This is a genomic window from Cryomorphaceae bacterium (assembly GCA_017798125.1).
In the GTDB taxonomy this organism is placed as follows: Bacteria; Bacteroidota; Bacteroidia; order Flavobacteriales; family ECT2AJA-044; genus ECT2AJA-044.
This window is the reverse complement of sequence record CP059070.1, coordinates 2,007,163-2,023,322: the sequence shown is the minus strand read 5'-3', so window position 1 is coordinate 2,023,322 and position 16,160 is coordinate 2,007,163. Positions and strand designations below refer to the sequence as shown.

Annotated in this window: 15 protein-coding genes; 10 read left to right on the top strand and 5 right to left on the bottom strand. The window is 50.5% G+C overall.

Annotated elements, in window-relative coordinates; genetic code table 11:
• Positions 1-63: 63 nt before the first annotated feature.
• Both clpB and HZ996_08885 read left to right on the top strand, forming a co-directional pair.
• Positions 64-2,676, top strand: a complete 2,613-nt coding sequence (clpB, locus tag HZ996_08890; GenBank protein ID QTN39250.1) for an ATP-dependent chaperone ClpB — start codon at positions 64-66, stop codon at positions 2,674-2,676.
• A gap of 68 nt (positions 2,677-2,744) precedes the next feature.
• On the top strand, positions 2,745-3,917 hold the full coding sequence (locus HZ996_08885) for an aminopeptidase (GenBank protein ID QTN39249.1): 1,173 nt from the start codon (positions 2,745-2,747) through the stop codon (positions 3,915-3,917).
• Between the two features lie 72 nt (positions 3,918-3,989).
• Here the strand turns inward: HZ996_08885 and HZ996_08880 are convergent, their stop codons facing one another.
• On the bottom strand, positions 3,990-4,265 hold the full coding sequence (locus HZ996_08880; GenBank protein QTN39248.1) for a DUF493 family protein: 276 nt from the start codon (positions 4,263-4,265) through the stop codon (positions 3,990-3,992).
• A 24-nt stretch (positions 4,266-4,289) separates the two neighbouring features.
• On the opposite strand from HZ996_08880, the gene HZ996_08875 reads away from it, so the two are divergent.
• The 7 genes from HZ996_08875 to HZ996_08845 all read left to right on the top strand — a co-directional run bounded on the left by HZ996_08875 (position 4,290) and on the right by HZ996_08845 (position 11,629).
• A complete protein-coding gene (locus tag HZ996_08875; protein QTN39247.1) occupies positions 4,290-5,108 on the top strand; it encodes a DUF547 domain-containing protein in 819 nt (272 codons plus the stop codon).
• A gap of 10 nt (positions 5,109-5,118) precedes the next feature.
• A complete protein-coding gene (locus HZ996_08870; protein QTN39246.1) occupies positions 5,119-7,455 on the top strand; it encodes a penicillin acylase family protein in 2,337 nt (778 codons plus the stop codon).
• 1 nt (position 7,456) lies between these two features.
• Entirely contained in the window at positions 7,457-7,816 is a 360-nt protein-coding gene (locus HZ996_08865) for a hypothetical protein (GenBank protein QTN39245.1), read from the top strand.
• On the top strand, positions 7,813-8,295 hold the full coding sequence (locus HZ996_08860) for a DUF962 domain-containing protein (GenBank protein ID QTN39244.1): 483 nt from the start codon (positions 7,813-7,815) through the stop codon (positions 8,293-8,295). Before HZ996_08865 ends, HZ996_08860 begins: the two co-directional genes overlap by 4 nt.
• Positions 8,296-8,352: 57 nt before the next feature.
• A complete protein-coding gene (locus tag HZ996_08855) occupies positions 8,353-10,251 on the top strand; it encodes a RecQ family ATP-dependent DNA helicase (GenBank protein QTN39243.1) in 1,899 nt (632 codons plus the stop codon).
• 19 nt (positions 10,252-10,270) lie between these two features.
• Positions 10,271-11,188, top strand: a complete 918-nt coding sequence (locus tag HZ996_08850) for a methionyl-tRNA formyltransferase (protein QTN40028.1) — start codon at positions 10,271-10,273, stop codon at positions 11,186-11,188.
• Positions 11,189-11,356: 168 nt separating this feature from the next.
• The gene (locus HZ996_08845; GenBank protein ID QTN39242.1) at positions 11,357-11,629 is read left to right on the top strand and encodes an HU family DNA-binding protein; all 273 of its coding nucleotides are present in this window, start codon (positions 11,357-11,359) and stop codon (positions 11,627-11,629) included.
• Positions 11,630-11,705: 76 nt separating this feature from the next.
• Here HZ996_08845 and pdxH read toward each other — a convergent pair whose 3' ends face one another.
• Entirely contained in the window at positions 11,706-12,347 is a 642-nt protein-coding gene (pdxH, locus tag HZ996_08840; GenBank protein ID QTN39241.1) for a pyridoxamine 5'-phosphate oxidase, read from the bottom strand.
• A gap of 88 nt (positions 12,348-12,435) precedes the next feature.
• Here pdxH and HZ996_08835 point away from each other — a divergent pair, with 88 nt between their 5' ends.
• Positions 12,436-13,005: a YqgE/AlgH family protein gene (locus tag HZ996_08835; GenBank protein QTN39240.1), complete on the top strand. Its 570-nt coding sequence runs from the start codon at positions 12,436-12,438 to the stop codon at positions 13,003-13,005.
• Here the strand turns inward: HZ996_08835 and HZ996_08830 are convergent.
• Genes HZ996_08830 through HZ996_08820 form a run of 3 tightly spaced genes read right to left on the bottom strand, consistent with a single transcriptional unit; the run spans position 13,002 to position 16,113 of the window.
• The gene (locus tag HZ996_08830; GenBank protein ID QTN39239.1) at positions 13,002-13,838 is read right to left on the bottom strand and encodes an aminotransferase class IV; all 837 of its coding nucleotides are present in this window, start codon (positions 13,836-13,838) and stop codon (positions 13,002-13,004) included. The genes HZ996_08835 and HZ996_08830 overlap by 4 nt on opposite strands.
• Positions 13,825-14,310, bottom strand: coding sequence for an HAD family hydrolase (locus tag HZ996_08825; protein ID QTN39238.1), 486 nt, complete (start codon positions 14,308-14,310; stop codon positions 13,825-13,827). The genes HZ996_08830 and HZ996_08825 overlap by 14 nt, the downstream gene beginning before the upstream one ends.
• Positions 14,311-14,370: 60 nt before the next feature.
• Positions 14,371-16,113, bottom strand: coding sequence for a T9SS type A sorting domain-containing protein (locus HZ996_08820; GenBank protein QTN39237.1), 1,743 nt, complete (start codon positions 16,111-16,113; stop codon positions 14,371-14,373).
• Positions 16,114-16,160: the final 47 nt, after the last annotated feature.

The following is a 16,160-nucleotide window of genomic DNA, read 5'->3' as shown; positions in this document are numbered from 1 at the left end:
GACTTGGCGTTTTCTTTGATAGGGTTAGACCGGACATCGAAACAACACCCAAAAGAACACAAGATGAACTTGAATCAATTCACCATAAAGGCCCAAGAGGCCATCGCTCACGCTCAACAGGTGGCGACGCTCGAAAACCACCCCAGTATTGAGGTGGTTCACCTACTCAAGGGAATGATGCAGGCGGACGAACACGTTGTGCCCTTTTTGCTCAAGAAGCTCAACGTATCCGTTCAAGCGGTAGAACAAGCCACTGAGCGAATTATAGACAGTTTGAGCACTGTTGAAGGAGGGCAAATACAACTGAGCCGAAACGCTCAAGAGGCCCTGACAAAGGCCAGTGCGTATCCCGCACAGTTTGGCGATGAATACGTCACTTTAGAGCATTTGCTTCTCGGAATCTTGGACACTAAGGATCAAGTAGCGCAAATGCTCAAAGATGCTGGGGTTGACGCTAAGGGCTTGAAAGCGGCCATAGAGGATCTGAGAAAAGGAGCAACAGCTACTTCGCAAAGCGCAGAAGAGACCTACAATGCGCTGAGTAAGTACGCCAAGAACTTGAACCAGCTGGCACGTGACGGCAAGTTGGACCCGGTCATTGGGCGCGATGAAGAAATTCGACGCGTACTCCAAATTCTATCGCGCCGGACCAAAAACAACCCTATTCTTATTGGAGAACCCGGAGTTGGTAAAACGGCTATTGCGGAAGGTATGGCGCACCGAATTGTCGATGGTGACGTTCCGGAAAACCTCAAGACCAAACAGCTCTACTCCTTGGACATGGGTGCGTTGGTCGCCGGAGCCAAATACAAAGGGGAATTTGAAGAACGCCTGAAAAGCGTGGTGAAGGAAGTCACCGAAAGCGATGGAGACATCCTACTGTTTATTGATGAAATCCACACACTAGTGGGCGCTGGTGGCGGCGAAGGCGCTATGGATGCGGCTAACATTCTTAAGCCTGCCCTAGCCCGAGGGGAACTTCGCGCCGTAGGCGCAACGACTCTGAACGAGTACCAGAAGTACTTTGAAAAGGACAAAGCCTTGGAGCGTCGATTCCAGAAGGTCTTGGTCGATGAACCAGATACGGATTCTGCGATTTCGATCCTACGAGGTATTAAGGAGAAGTACGAAACGCATCACAAGGTTCGGATTCAGGACGCGGCGATTATCAGCGCAGTAGAATTGAGCCAGCGCTACATTACCGATCGATTCTTACCGGATAAGGCGATTGACCTCATCGATGAGTCGGCCTCCAAACTCCGAATGGAAATCAACTCGAAGCCCGAGGAAATTGACGTGCTGGATCGCAAGATCATGCAGTTGGAGATTGAGATTGAGGCCATTAAGCGGGAGAAGGACGAAAAGAAACTTGCCTTTCTCGGGGAAGAACTAGCGAATCTAAAGGAAGAACGCGCTGGGTTGAACGCCCAATGGGAACAGGAAAAAGAAGTCGTTGAAGGCATCCAACAGGCCAAGGAAGACATTGAGCATTTGAAGCTGGAAGCAGAGCGTGCGGAGCGCAGTGGCGACTTCGGTAAGGTCGCCGAGATCCGCTACGGCAAGGTAAAGGAGGCGGAAGAACGCCTGCAGAAATTTGGCCAGCAACTGAGCGAGATGCAAACGGGAAAGAGCCTTATCAAGGAAGAGGTAGACAGTGAGGACATTGCAGACGTGGTGAGCCGATGGACCGGAATACCCGTACGCAAAATGCTGCAGAGCGAGCGAGAAAAGCTATTGAATCTAGAAGACGAGCTGCACGAACGCGTTGTGGGTCAACATGAGGCTATCCAGGTCGTTGCGGATGCGGTACGCCGCAACCGTGCTGGGCTTCAAGATGCTCGAAAACCGATTGGCTCCTTCCTTTTCTTGGGAACTACTGGAGTGGGTAAAACAGAACTCGCGAGAGCCCTAGCGGAATATCTTTTCGACAACGAGAACGCCATGACGCGTATCGATATGAGCGAATATCAAGAGCGCCACAGCGTTAGCCGGTTGATTGGAGCGCCTCCGGGATATGTCGGATACGATGAAGGTGGGCAGCTCACCGAAGCGGTGCGTAGAAAGCCCTACAGCGTCATCTTACTGGATGAGATCGAGAAAGCACATCCAGATACCTTCAACATCCTGCTACAGGTGCTGGACGATGGCCGACTCACGGACAATAAAGGCCGGGTGGCGGATTTCAAGAACGCCATCATCATCATGACCAGCAATATGGGTTCCGGAATCATTCAGGAAAACTACGCGGGCATGACCGAAGACAATCAGTACGATGTCTTAGAGAACACGCGAAGGCAAGTACTGGAACTGTTGCGCAAGAGCATCCGGCCGGAATTTTTGAACCGGATCGACGAAACGGTCGTCTTCACCCCCCTATCCCAGCGGGATATCGAAGAAATTGTCCGTATTCAAATCAAGGACGTTCAAAAGCGCCTTAAAGCAAACGATGTGACCATTGATGCTACAGACGAAGCCATTCGCTTGATTGCTGCGCGGGGTTTTGATCCCCAGTTTGGGGCTCGACCGGTGAAGCGGGTCTTGCAACGGGACGTGCTGAATCAACTGTCGCGCGACATCCTCAAAGGCACGGTAACGGCAGACAGCATCATTTTGATCGACGCCGAGGACGGACAGCTCGTCTTTCGGAATGAAGGTGAACACGAGGTGAAAGCCTAAGGAAAATGGAGGCTCAAAAGGCCTCCATTTTATATCTTAGGGCCGCTTAAACTGAATCACACACTATCATGAAGAAAGCACTTTTGCTTATCGCCCTCACGGGCGGATGGATGGCCACACAGGCCCAAGACGAATTGATCAATAAAGTGAAGGACAATGGCGGCGAAGACGGATATGTCTTTGAGACGGTCATCAACCTCGACGCTACCGACGTCAAGAACCAAGGAAGCTCAGGTACCTGTTGGAGCTACTGTACCACCTCTTTTATCGAATCTGAGATGATCCGCATGGGTAAAGAGCCCGTGGATGTCGCAGAAATGTATACCGTACGTAAAACCTACGAAGACAAGGCGGATAAATATGTGCGCTTGCATGGTCACTTGAACTTCGGACAAGGCGGAGCGCTCCTCGATGTGATGCACGTCATCAAGTACTACGGAGCTGTTCCTCAAGAAGCCTACGAAGGACTTGAGATTGGATTCGATTACAACAAACACGGTGAAATGGAAGCCGTACTTAAAGGAATCGTTGACGCCGTTATCGAAAACGAAAACGGCCGCTTGAGCCCCGTTTGGAAGACTTCTTATGACGCTACCCTGAACGCTTACTTGGGTGAAGACCCAAAGGAGTTTGAATACAACGGAAAGACTTACACTCCGCGCAGCTTCGCCGACGAGGTGGTTGGAATCAACCCTGATGACTACGTTCAGTTCACCTCCTTTACGCATCACCCGATGCATGAAGAAGTGATGATCCAAGTTCCGGACAACTGGTTGTGGGCTCCCGCCTACAATGTCGAGTTGGACGAAATGATGACGGCGATCGACCACGCCTTGGAAGAAGGATATACCATCAGCTGGGCGGCAGATGTGTCCGAGAAGGGCTTCAGCTTGAAAAATGGCGTGGCCATTATTCCAGACCGCGACTGGAAAGACTTGAGCGATGAGGAAAAAGAAGACATCTTCAAAGGACCTCACCCACAGTTAGATGTGACCCCAGAAATTCGCCAGTTGGAGTATGACAACTACCAAACAACGGATGATCACGGAATGCAGATCACAGGAATCGCGACGGATCAAGAAGGAAACAAGTTCTACATCGTCAAAAACTCTTGGGGAACCAAGTACGGCTTTGACGGCTACTTGTACTTCAGCGAAGAGTACGTACGCTTGAAAACATTAAGCTTTGTGGTGCACAAGGATGGAGTACCCAAAGACATTGCCAAGGCAGTGAACATGTAAGATCGTGCCGTAGGCACAAAAAAAAGGCCCGCTTCGGCGGGCTTTTTTCATTTATAGGATAGCGGTTCAGGCCTACAGGGAGATGATCCCTTCGATCTCCGCAGCTTTCTCGTAGCGCGCAATAATCGCTTCCGCACTGACCATTACTTCTTTAGCACTAATGCTCAAGTAATTGCCCTTCTTGGACGCCCGAGTCGTGATCTGAGCCGATTCGTCGAACAATTCATTCACCTGCGCCATTTTCTGGTTATCGGCCGGAATGATAAATTTGAACATGTACACCGTTGGCCACTCCGTCTGTTCATTCAGCTTCTCCCGCAACGATTGATAGAATTCTTCACTGTTCATAACCCAAAGATACGAATCGGTCACATGCTTAAAAAGACGACTTCAGCACTCTTCTTACTGCTGCTCGCCCTCCTGAGCGCCTGCGGAAGTGATAAGACCCTGAACCTCACGGAGACCAGTACCGACGACGTATCCGTGCAAGAGCAATTGAGTTATGACCTGCTGCTCAGCGCCTACGGCGCGATGCCCACAGACGACCTCCTCACTCAGCTGGGTGCCCTCGACCCCGAAGAGCTCGCCGCAAGCCTGGACAACGACGCTAAGCGCCTCGCCTTTTGGATCAACACATACAACGCCCTCATCCAAGTTAAACTGCAAGCAGACACCCTTCAATACGGTGATCGCAATGCCTTTTTCGCCGAGCGCGACATGCTCATAGCCGGCGAACTGATGAGCTTCAACGATATCGAGCACGGTATTCTCCGAAGAAATAAGTACGTCTACAGCCTCGGGTACTTCAATCGGCTGGGACAGCGGAAATCGGTGAAGCGCTACCGCCTGGACGGTTTGGATTGGAGGATCCACTTTGCGCTGAACTGCGGAGCCCGAAGTTGTCCGCCCGTAGCCTTCTACCGCAGCGATCGGCTGGACAAGCAGCTCAATGAAGCTTCCCATTTCTACCTGGGCCGAGAAATCGATTGGACCAAAAGAGATAAGCTGGAAATACCCGCCCTCTTTCTCTGGTTTCGCGCAGATTTCGGCGGCCACAAGGGAATCACAAAAATTTTGCAGAAATTCGGAGACCTAGACGCAAACGAGTCTCCCAATTGGTCGTACAAAGATTACGATTGGTCTGTTGACCTTTCGCAATGGCACGAGCCGGGGTCGCTCATCAACCCGTAAACGTAGCCCTATGCGCAAATGGTCCTGGCTGATTGTACTCATCCTCTGGATTGGTGTTCTCAACTATCCGTGGAGCGGACTTCCGCCCCTTCAGCAATTCTTGCTCTACCCCACTACCCCTCTTCAAATTGAGCACTCCGACGAGACCATCGACATCGAAGGCTCTCCTTACCCTAGTTTGTACCTACGGTACGATGACCGAGGAGTTGCCCACGTCTTTGCCAACAACGAATTCGCCATGGCCTACGGAATGGGCTACACCCACGCCAAGGACCGACTTTTCCAAGTGGAAATGCTCCGCCGTACCGTCCGTGGTCGTCTGTCTGAGGTGGTCGGGGCACGCGCTCTTCCCAGTGATCGCTGGTGGCTCAAGTTCGATTTTGAGGCCCAAGCTATGGCTCAATACGAAGCCCTGGAGGAAAGCGACCCTAAAATGAAGCTCCAATTCGACGCGTATGCCGAAGGTTTCAATGCCTACCTGGCCACGCTGGATCCCGCGCAACGCCCCTTGGAGTATCAGCTTCTCGGATTTGAGCCCAAACCCATGGAAGCTCACACGCCCATTCTCTTGGTACGTTATATGGACAAGGTGCTCGACTATCGCGAAGACGATCTCAAATTCAGCGCCCTTCAGAAATACCTTCCAGACAGTCTAATCGACATCTACTACCCTTGGGCATCCGACTACAATTATCCCATCTATCCCGAAATCTCGGGAACAGAACTCACGGCTGCGGCCTACAGTGACGCACCTGAAGCCTACACTTCGGATAGCGATTTCCCCGGCGCGTACATCACCGACCACAATCGCCAAGACCTCGGGAGCAACAACTGGGCCATCTCAGCAGAGAAATCCGCAACGGGAAACGCCTTTTTGTGCAACGATACCCACCTGGCACTCGATCTTCCGGGAACTTGGTACGAAGTCCACCAAGTCATTGGTGACCGCGTCGTTCATGGCCTCTGTGTTCCTGGAGCCCCATTCATAGTGTCCGGATACACCAAGGACCTGGCCTGGGGCATGACCAATGCCACCTGGGACTTAACGGACTTTTACCACCTTGAGACCGACGGAAAGGGCAACTACATGCTCGATGGAGCCTGGACACCCTTGGAAGCCCGCACCGTTGAAATTCCGGTCAAAGGCGAAAAAGCCGTCTCCATCACCTACTATGACACCTACTTCGGCCCTACCGACACCATTGACGGCGAGTTCTTAGCCACCAATTGGGTGGCCTCGGACTTCACCAAGAATGAAATGAAAGCCCTCAAGAAGCTTTCGTACGCCGAAAGTTTGCAAGAGGGATACGAGGCTCTTCAAGGATTTGGTCACCCCCCTCAGAACTTCGTACTCGCGGATCGCCATGGGGATATCGGAATGGTCACGGCCGGGTTTGCCGCGATGCACAACCAACCGACTAGAGGGATTATTGAGGCGAAGCGATCATCGGACCGTCAGGTCTTCAAGCATATGGGGAAAACACTCTACGTGCTCAACCCCGAGAAAGGCTGGAACCACAGCGCCAATCAACATCAGGTGGCTGATTCACTGAGCGCCTATTTGAGTTATATGTTTACGCCTACGGCGCGAGGCCGTCGAATCGGCGCCATGATGGAAGCTCGCGAGAAGATTGACCGAAGCTACCTCAAAGACATGCAGTACGATGTGGTGGACGGCGAATGGCCACTGTTGAAAGACCACATCCACAAATACGCTCCTTACGATATGATGAAGGTGCTCGGTGACTGGGATGGGACCTCTGATCAGAAAAGTCAGGGAGCGACCGTCTACAACTACTATAAGTGGATGCTTCACGACACCATTAGCGAATTACTGGTTGGAGACTTCGACTTCAAGCCTCGAGCAGAAAACCTCTTTATGATGATCCGTCAGAGCGATACTCTTCCGGGACTTGACGGCCCCATTTACATTGCTCCAATTGCAGAGCAATTGTGGAAGGATGTCTTAGAGGACATGAAAAACAAGTTCCTCAGCAAGGAACCGAACGACTGGCGCTACGGGGATTACCACAAGATTACACTTCGCCACATCGCGCGTATACCGGCCTTCAATTACGATACCTTAGCTGGTAAAGGGAGTAACCGAACCGTCAATGTTTCGAGCGGAGAACCCGGCACTCACGGCGCAGCCATGCGCACCGTTATTGAGCTTACTCCTGAAGGACCCAAAGCTGATTTCGTCATCGCTGGCGGTCAAGTCGGTCGCCCGGAACACCCCAACTACAGCGATCAAGTAGATGACTGGTACAACGGACAGTACTTCAAAGTAGAATTCGTGAAGGCCCCTCAGGAAAAACAATGGAAACAAGCCATAAATTTCAAGTAAGATGAAAAGCCCCTACTTTACATTTGTCATCCACTGTGCGCTGTTTCTGCTGGCCTTCGGACTTGAAGACACTCGACTTCTCTTCACGTTTAGCGCCCTTGCTGGATTGTTTCCCAGAAGGCACATCAACTTCTTTCAGTACCTGAGTGCGTCTGTAGCCGCCCTCCTTCTCCTGTTTGTCTTTTTCCAGCCCAATCCTGAAGTGAGCGGCTTACTCGCTGAAGTGCTGGGTCTGGGCAGTATTCACCCATATGTGATCGTCACCTTCGTCACAGCGTTGACGTCCTCCTTTACTGCTATTGCGGTGAATCGAATCACCCTGCCCGCTAAAAAGAAGCAAAACCAATACATGAACCCATGAGAACAATGCAGCAATGGCTCGACGATTACGGAGTGAGCCACCAGAACGCCACAAACAAATTAATCCACTGGATCTGTGTGCCCCTTATCTTCTGGAGCGTGTTAGGCCTCCTTTCGGGCATCCCATCGGCTGGTTTAAAAGGACTTGTCTCTGAACCGTTCCAACCGTACGTGCATTGGGGAACGGTCTTGGTACTGGTAGGATTGATTTTTTACATTCGACTGAGTACCGCCATGTTCTTAGGAGTAGCCACCTTCTCCGCCTTTTGCCTGTACGTCATCAAAGTCCTTGCGGCTCAGGGAGGAATGCCGGTATGGCAAATCGCCGGAATTATCTTTGTACTGGCCTGGATTGGGCAGTTTATTGGGCACAAGATTGAAGGTGAGAAACCCAGTTTCTTTGAAGACCTTCAATTCTTGATGATTGGCCCCGCCTGGCTGATCGCCTTTATCTACAAAAGCCTCGGTATAAAATACTGAACAAGTCTGCCCTGAGGGTTCGTCATTGGCCCTTCCATTTCTTAAGTTCGCTGAAGCATGTCAGCTCAGAACGCAACACCTCTAGAAGTTCTCCAGAAGTACTGGGGATATGATGGCTTTCGGGAACCCCAAGAACAGATCATAGAAGCCGTTCTTGAAGGCCGCGACACCTTGGCCTTAATGCCCACTGGAGGCGGTAAATCCCTGTGTTTTCAAATCCCTACCCTCTGCCGACCCGGAATGACTCTGGTCATCAGTCCCTTGATCGCCTTGATGAACGACCAAGTCAAGGCACTTCAGGATCGAGGCATCCGAGCCATTGCTCTGACTTCTGAACTCGATCATCGCCAAACCGACCTCGCACTCGAGAATGCCATGACGGGCGCCATTTCCTTTCTGTACCTCTCTCCTGAACGGCTCCGTACCGAGATCGTTCGAGCTCGTCTTCCGCAAATGCCCATAGAGCTTATCGCTGTGGACGAAGCGCATTGCATTAGTGAGTGGGGGTATGACTTTAGGCCTGCCTATCGCTTGATCAAAGAAGTCAGATCTTGGCTTCCAAAAGTACCCGTACTTGCGCTCACCGCTTCCGCTACGCCCGATGTGGTGGAAGACATTCAAGAGCAACTCGAGTTTGAGGAAGACCACATCATACGAAAGAGCTTTGCCCGTGAGAACCTCGCCTATCGCGTTTGGCCGACTCGAGATAAATTCGGCGCTGTTCAGGCGCTTCTTAGCGAACACGAAGGCCCTGGCATCATTTATGTCAGAAATAGACGTAAAACTCAGGAAATCGGCTCTTTTCTTCAACGAAGAGGTTTGTCTGCACAATACTACCACGCAGGAGTAGATCCCGCTGAAAAGGCGGCAAGGCAGTCCGCATGGACCAAAAATGAGGTGCGTGTTATGGTCGCCACCAATGCCTTTGGGATGGGTATTGACAAACCCGATGTGCGCTGGGTTCTGCATTGGGAACCTGCGGACTGTATCGAAAGCTACTTTCAGGAAGCAGGTCGAGCGGGTCGCGACGGCAAAGACGCCGTATCCTACGTGTTTTATGATGCCCGTGATGGGGATCAGCTCTACGAACGCTATGTGGAGCAATTAGTGACTGAAAAAGATGTTCATCGCCACTACGATGCGCTGATGAACTACCTTCATTTACCAATCGGTAGTGGAGCAGAACAGAGCTTCGATCTCGACCTCAAAGAGTTTGCTCGACACTATGAGTTCGACCTCTACGGTGTTTATCAGACCATCGACCTCTTGGACAAGGACGGGTTTTGGCATTTGAGTGATGGATACAAGGAGCGTTCCTATTTACATATTACGGCTTCGAATCGCAGCCTATATGAGGCGCGGTTGCGCCACCCGTTGGCAGACAAAGTCATTCAATTCCTACTCCGCTCCTATCCGGGAATCACCGAAGAAGGGGCGCATATTGACGAGAACCGAATGGCGGCAAAACTCGGTGCAACTCCCAAGGAGATCAGGAAAGAACTGGAACAAGGGCAAGCACAAGAATTATGGTCGTACAAAGCGCGGCCTGCAGCCGACCGATTGTGGATGACCATTCCTAGGCAAAACACCAAGCACTTGCCCTGGAATCGCAAGGCTCTTTCTGACTTGCGGTCCAGAAAGGAAGAACGTATTGGGGCCATGGTCGAATACCTTGAACTAGCCAGCGGATGTCGATCGGCGCATTTGTTGGCCTACTTTGGCGAAAGGGGTACCGAGCCTTGCGGAAAATGCGACCTTTGCCTTGGACGCAAAGACTTGAATGACGATGCCTTGTGGACCTACTTAAAGGGTTCGCAAAGAGAATGGAATCAGGTGATGGCACATTATCCCGGGAAATCTGAAGAAATTCAGTCCTGGATACGCATTCAGGTTGAAGCAGGAAGACTTCATTGGGAAGGCCCCGAGCTCGTTGTAGTGAATCAGGAAAAAAACTAGCGCATTGAGAGTAGTATTCATGGGAACGCCCGAGTTTGCCGTTGCAACCTTGGACGCCATTTTAAGGAGCAAGCACGAAGTTGCGGGTGTCGTCACAGCGCCAGACCGCCCAGCTGGAAGGGGAAGGAAACTCAAATCTTCAGCAGTCAAGGATTTTGCTGTGGAGCACGGCCTCCCACTCGCTCAACCCGAAAAGCTTCGGGATCCGGAGTTTCAACGCCAGTTAGAATCGTGGAAGCCCGAAGCCATTGTCGTGGTCGCCTTCCGCATGCTTCCTAAAAGTGTTTGGGCTTTGCCTCCCAAAGGAACGTTTAATGTACATGCCTCCCTTCTGCCTCAATACCGCGGTGCGGCACCCATCAATTGGGCGCTGATCAATGGGGAGACGAAAACGGGGGTGACTACTTTTCTCCTAGACGAAGAAATTGATACTGGAAACATTCTCCTGCAAACCGAAGAACCCATCGGTCCAAATGACCTTCTAGAAGATCTGTACGGTCGCCTTATGAGCTCCGGAGCTGAATTGGCTCTTCAGACCTTGGATGGATTGGAAGCCGGCAGCCTCTCGCCAATTGTCCAAAGTAAAGAACAGGAGCTCAAACCTGCGCCAAAGCTCAACTCCGAAACCGGACACTTGGACTGGTCCAAACCCGTAGATGAAATTCACAATCTCGTGCGCGGCCTTTCTCCATTTCCCGGAGCGTGGACCCATTGGGAACAAGAACAAGGGCCATTGAAGGTGAAAATATACAGCACTCGCCAAGCTGATGGCAGCGCACCTGAAGGGGTCGTTCGCGTTGAAGGGAAGCAGATCTTTGTAGGGTGTGGATCAGGGCGTTTGGAGATCCTGGAATTACAGCCAGCGGGTAAAAAGCGGATGCGTGCAAATGACTTCATCAACGGTTTAGGGGGTAAAACCGAGTTGAAATTCGCCTGAAACCCGCACCAGCACTGCATTTGAGGTGGGTTTATTAACAATTTTGCGCAATTATCAACAAAACAGCCTGTTTTGAAGGGCAAATCTTGCGTGAACCCGCTACAAGTCTAACTTTGTAGGGCATTGGAACCAAAACAATGAATGTTTAACCTTTAATTTCGATTTGTTATGAACAAAGCTGACTTGATCGATGCTATGGCGGAAGACGCCGGAATCTCAAAAGCTGCTGCAAAAAAAGCATTGGACTCTTTCACAGACAATGTATCTGATGCCTTGAAAAAAGGCGGTCGTATCTCTTTGGTAGGATTCGGATCTTTCTCTGTTTCTAAGCGTAGTGCACGCGAAGGTCGTAACCCACAAACTGGTGCTACCATCAAAATCGCTGCTAAGAACGTTGTGAAGTTCAAAGCTGGTGCTGACTTGAACAGCAAAGTGAACTAAGAATTCACGAAAGAATAAAAAACCCGGCCTTGGTGCCGGGTTTTTTTATGCCTGTATGTTTGTAAGGTGCGTCCGTTTAGGGAGCTAACCGCTCAATAGCCCACTCAGTCCCTTCGGGACGATAGCGAAACCGATCATGCAGCCTACTGGCTCTCCCCTGCCAGAATTCAAAATCTAAGGGAGTAATGGCAAAACCACCCCAGTGATCGGGCCGATCAATATCCGACGCTTCTGGATGTTCCTCTTGTAGCTTTTTCCAGCGATCTTCAAGCCACGCCCTACTTTCAATAATATTGCTCTGCGGAGAGGCCACCGCACCCAACTGGCTTCCATAGGGCCGAGAATTGAAATAGGCATCTGATACTTCAGGCGCCACCTTCTCCACCGTTCCCGTGATGCGCACCTGGCGTTCGAGTTCTCTCCAGAAAAAGGTCATACCGCAAGAAGGATGCTGAGTCAGATGTGTTCCTTTTTCACTGTTGTAGTTCGTGTAGAACACGAAGCGCCCGTCTTCGATTCCTTTGAGCAGTACCACACGACCGGTGGGGAATCCACGATGATCAAGCGTACTTAGCGTAAAGGCGTTCGCATCCGCAACTTCCATGTCTCGGATTTGATCAAACCACAATTGAAATTGAGCGAGTGGATCGGGATGGAGATCCGACTTGTGAAGGGTCCCTTTCGTGTACTCTTCACGCATGTTGGCAAGCATACCCATAGTCGGGGTTTTTACGTTATTATCCTGTTAACAAATATACGATGAGGGCTTTGGATTCTAATGCTTTGCCCCCTACATTCGTTCATAGATGATGCGTCATACCCCCATAAAAAAAGCGCGAATCGGTCGGTACCTGATTGCCGAGCCTATGCTCCTTGATCAGAGTTTCAACCGAACTGTGGTGCTTTTGACGGAGCACAATGAAGAAGGTTCAGTAGGCTTTGTACTGAACAAGCCCATGGACCTCTACATTCACGAACTGGTGCCCGAACTACCCGAAAGCGAGTTCCCTGTCTTTTTTGGCGGACCCGTGCAAAACGACAGCATCTTCTATGTACACACCTTAGGAGATCGCGTAGCCGACTCCATTCATATTCAAGGCAACCTATACTGGGGAGGAGATTTTGAACAGCTCAAAGCGCTTCTCCACGCAGGTGTGGTTGAGTCCCATGAGATTCGATTCTTTATGGGTTATAGCGGCTGGAGCCCGCGTCAGCTCGATGGGGAGCTAGAAGAAAACAGCTGGGTCGTTCTGGAAGCAGGCTCTATTGACCCACTGAACGATGAGCCCGAAACCCTTTGGAAAAAGGTTCTGCTGCACCTTGGCGATGACTACAAGATTTGGGCGAACGCCCCAAAGGATCCTTTACTGAATTAAGTAAGCGCCATATTCATGCGGCGCACGACTCCAGAGGCTTCTGTATTGGAATAGGTCTTCTTTCGGTACTGCCCTACCCATTCCAGACCCTTGATTGTATTGGTCAGCCAGACTTCATCGGCCCGCTGAAGCTCAAAAGGCGTAATCTTGGTTTCCTCTACTTCGTATCCCCATTTCGGCAACCACTTGAGAAGATTCGTTCGAACGACTCCTTTAACGCAGCCTTGATCCAACCCAGGAGTCTTGACCGTTTTACCGAAAACAAGCCACACATTGCTTGAAATACCCTCAACCAAGTGCTTGTGCTCATTGATCAAGAGCGCATCGTCGAAGCCATTCTCCTGAGCAAAAATTCCGGCCAAGGTGTAGACCTGTGCATTACTGCTTTTTAAATTGGACAAGAGTCCGGACGGTTTCGCGTGATCTTGAAAGAGCTGAATGTTTTTTCCTGCCTGCGGCACGATGAACTCCTCGTCCAACAAGGGCCATGCTTCAATAATGTATTCTACTTCACGGGTCTCGGGCGTATAAGTCCCTCCTCCAGCGCGATAAACGGAGAACCGCACTCGTGCAGCACCGTTGTCTAGAGCATTCGCCTTAAGGGTTTCATGGATTTGCTCTTCCAGGTATTCTGGTGACCAAGACAATGGAATCTCCATGCGCAGAATCCGCATATCGCTCATGAGCCGGAAATAGTGATCCTCCCAGAAGTGAATCTTGCCCTGAACGACGCGGATGGTCTCGAAAACACCATCAGCGTAACGAAATCCCCTATTAGTCGTACTGAGCTGGACAGCTTCATCGGGCCGTAGGCCCCCATTAAAATTGATCATCGCTTAGAATTTCGTTCAGATTTGAATTCACAGGCACCAAATGTCCGGAAACTCCGGCTGCTACCGCACAATCCAAATCCCTTTGCTTATCGCCGATCATAACCGATTGTACCGGGTCAATGTTGAAACGGGCCAATGCTTTTTCAACCATGATGGACCCGGGCTTCCGCGACAATGATCTGCTGTAATCATCGTGGTACGGACTGAAGTAGATTTCGGCGAAGTGTATGCCGTAATCCGCTAAATGTTCCTGCATTCTCATGTGAATGTCCTCCACGGTCTCTAGGGTATATCTCCCTTTGGCTACACCACCTTGATTCGTGATGAGAATGAGTAGGTACCCTTCATTGATTCGCTTGATGAGGAATTCTTCAATTCCAGGAAGAAAGGTGAACTCATCCCAACTGGTGGTATAGTCACCGGGGTCGTGATTGATTACCCCGTCTCGGTCCAGAAAAATGGCCTTATTCATGCCTCAAAAATAAAAAAGCCCCGGCAGTACCGGGGCTTTACTTTGTGCTTTATAAATGTCTTATTGGACAATCAGCTTGCGGGTTCCAACTGAACCATCTTCAAACTGGAAATTCAAGAAGTATACGCCTCCTTCGAGGCCCGTTAGATCCCAACGAATCTCAACAGATGCGCTTTCATTGCTGCGTACAACCTGCCCCAATGCATTGATCATTTCCACGCCGGTGACCGCCTTTGGCGCTTCAGCAGTATTGATGGTCAAGTGATCGGCTGCAGGGTTAGGGAATACATCGATGCTGTTTGCTGCAGTATTCGCTTCTTCAACGCTAAATACATTCGCTCCTGGCAAGTTCAAGCTCAACATCACACGAGGGAACAAGTATCCTTGGATGGTGTCCAAGTAGGCGTTTCCTTCGGCTGGTCCCATGTCTGGGTTTCCAGCGATACCGTTTTGGTGAATCGTGTTCGCGTCATAGCTGGTACCCAACTGCGCGTTCACACCCGCAACAACAAGGGTCAAGGTGTTCAAGTCCCACCATTGCCATGGAGAACCGTTCTGAGTCAACTGAGAAGCGGAAAGGGGCTTAATGACTGGGAAGCATCCCTCGAGCCAGTTTTGAACCGTGATGTTGTTGTTCGGCGCTGGCAAGTAATAGCTGTATGTATTTCCGTATACCGCACGGGCACGCTCGGTGTAAGGATCCGCGAAGAAGGCAGAGTTCTTGAACGCATCGTTATTTCCAAGTTGGTTCGCTTTCTTCATGAAGAGGTTTGGCCCTTGTACTTCAACAACGTCTTCGTTGGTGGTCGGTACGATTACAATTCCGTTTTCGAATGGAGCAAATCCATCGCGTACGGCGTGGAAGGTTACCATAGGAACATCACCTGCTTCCAACCATGAAGTGTCCGCCAAAGCTCCACCTGTGTTCGCTACCATAGCAACATTGGTGTTGAAACCATTGTCTTGGTACAGGTTCAATGCTCCACCCAGTCCTTCTAGGTTTCCAACGGTGTTCGTATCGATGTACGACTGTCCTACGAGTGGTCCAGAAGCCCAAGTGAACTTAGGCAATGTCAACTCTGAATACTTGTCCATGGTTGCATACGCCAAAGAAACGTACCCTCCAGATCCTTCTCCGAAAAGAACAATCTTGTTGGGGTTGATCGCGTACGTGTTCACAGTAGCAGCGTCTTCTTTCAAAAAGCGAACACATGCTTTAGTATCGTGGATCGCACGGTATACCGCGTTCAACAATTGTGAGCGACGCTCTTCAACAGTAGCTGCCAATGGGTTCCATCCGCCACGGTAGCTGATGTTCACTGCAACATAACCTGCTGCTGCAGCACGCTTCGCCAAGTTCACGATTGAACTATCGCGACGTGTTCCTACTGCAGAACCATTTACGATCTGTGGCAAGAAGTTACCTGTGTGAATGATGATCATTACTGGACGAGCCCCCTCCGTATCGACCGTTTGATCTGGCTCGTAAATGTCCATTTTCAAATCCGTGACCTTTACTACGGTAGATTGATCCACGGCGTAGGGAGTGTAATGCGTTGCAGGAATCGGTTGACCTGTAAGAATTGCCGTATTGAGGGCAACGAGGTCCGCTCCAACTTGTGTAGCGTTGTTTGGATCGGCTAAATCTCCTGAAATAAGGAAGTCTACATTAGTGCCGTAGGTAATATCCTGCGTTGTAACCACGTTGCCAGAAAATACTGGATCATAGTATCGCAGGTTTTGCGCGAAAGAAGTTACTCCGGCAACCAGGGCCAAGAGTACAAAGGATAGCTTTTTGTTCATAAAGACAATTTATTAGGTTGACAGAATGCTAAAATAATGAATTCAGG

Bases quoted from the DNA above. Each gene is read 5' to 3' on its own strand.
- clpB (QTN39250.1), top strand. From the start codon at position 64: ATGAACTTGAATCAATTCACCATAAAGGCCCAAGAGGCCATCGCTCAC.
- HZ996_08885 (QTN39249.1), top strand. From the start codon at position 2,745: ATGAAGAAAGCACTTTTGCTTATCGCCCTCACGGGCGGATGGATGGCC.
- HZ996_08880 (QTN39248.1), bottom strand. From the start codon at position 4,265: ATGAACAGTGAAGAATTCTATCAATCGTTGCGGGAGAAGCTGAATGAA.
- HZ996_08875 (QTN39247.1), top strand. From the start codon at position 4,290: ATGCTTAAAAAGACGACTTCAGCACTCTTCTTACTGCTGCTCGCCCTC.
- HZ996_08870 (QTN39246.1), top strand. From the start codon at position 5,119: ATGCGCAAATGGTCCTGGCTGATTGTACTCATCCTCTGGATTGGTGTT.
- HZ996_08865 (QTN39245.1), top strand. From the start codon at position 7,457: ATGAAAAGCCCCTACTTTACATTTGTCATCCACTGTGCGCTGTTTCTG.
- HZ996_08860 (QTN39244.1), top strand. From the start codon at position 7,813: ATGAGAACAATGCAGCAATGGCTCGACGATTACGGAGTGAGCCACCAG.
- HZ996_08855 (QTN39243.1), top strand. From the start codon at position 8,353: ATGTCAGCTCAGAACGCAACACCTCTAGAAGTTCTCCAGAAGTACTGG.
- HZ996_08850 (QTN40028.1), top strand. From the start codon at position 10,271: ATGGGAACGCCCGAGTTTGCCGTTGCAACCTTGGACGCCATTTTAAGG.
- HZ996_08845 (QTN39242.1), top strand. From the start codon at position 11,357: ATGAACAAAGCTGACTTGATCGATGCTATGGCGGAAGACGCCGGAATC.
- pdxH (QTN39241.1), bottom strand. From the start codon at position 12,347: ATGGGTATGCTTGCCAACATGCGTGAAGAGTACACGAAAGGGACCCTT.
- HZ996_08835 (QTN39240.1), top strand. From the start codon at position 12,436: ATGATGCGTCATACCCCCATAAAAAAAGCGCGAATCGGTCGGTACCTG.
- HZ996_08830 (QTN39239.1), bottom strand. From the start codon at position 13,838: ATGATCAATTTTAATGGGGGCCTACGGCCCGATGAAGCTGTCCAGCTC.
- HZ996_08825 (QTN39238.1), bottom strand. From the start codon at position 14,310: ATGAATAAGGCCATTTTTCTGGACCGAGACGGGGTAATCAATCACGAC.
- HZ996_08820 (QTN39237.1), bottom strand. From the start codon at position 16,113: ATGAACAAAAAGCTATCCTTTGTACTCTTGGCCCTGGTTGCCGGAGTA.